At 67.7% G+C, this 402-nt stretch carries 1 protein-coding gene; it reads left to right on the plus strand.

Annotated features, from left to right (window positions below):
• The coding region (locus tag ACTFO6_RS17830; RefSeq protein ID WP_439935757.1) for a GntR family transcriptional regulator at positions 1 to 402 on the plus strand (402 nt) is incomplete at both ends.

Below are 402 nucleotides of genomic sequence, written 5' to 3' on the forward strand. Positions count from 1 at the left end.
GATGGAGCGCTTCGGGGTTTCTCGCGTGACGGTACGGGAAGCGATCGCCCTGCTCGCGCGTCAGGGGCTGGTGGTGGCGAAACAGGGCAAGGGCACCTTTGTCGGTGGCCCCGTGGTGCACCACGAGCTGCAGGAGCTGAGAGGCTTCTACGACGCCCTGGTGATCAAAGGCCACACGCCGCAGACGCGGCTTCTCAAGTTTGAGCCCGTGCAGGCGCCCGCCCCCATCGAGCTGGCCCTCGGTGCCGCCGGACGAGAGGTGATGTTTCTGCGGCGGGTGTATTCCCTGCACGGGCATCCCTTCGCTCTGGCCAGCGCGTGGCTCCCGCCGGCGGCAGCACAAGTGTCGTGGGACCAGGCGAGCCGCCACCCGATCTACTCCATCCTGGAGGAGCTTCTGGG

Origin of the sequence: Pelomicrobium sp. G1 (genome assembly GCF_051905455.1) — a bacterium.
Taxonomy (GTDB): Bacteria; Pseudomonadota; Gammaproteobacteria; order Burkholderiales; family UBA6910; genus Pelomicrobium.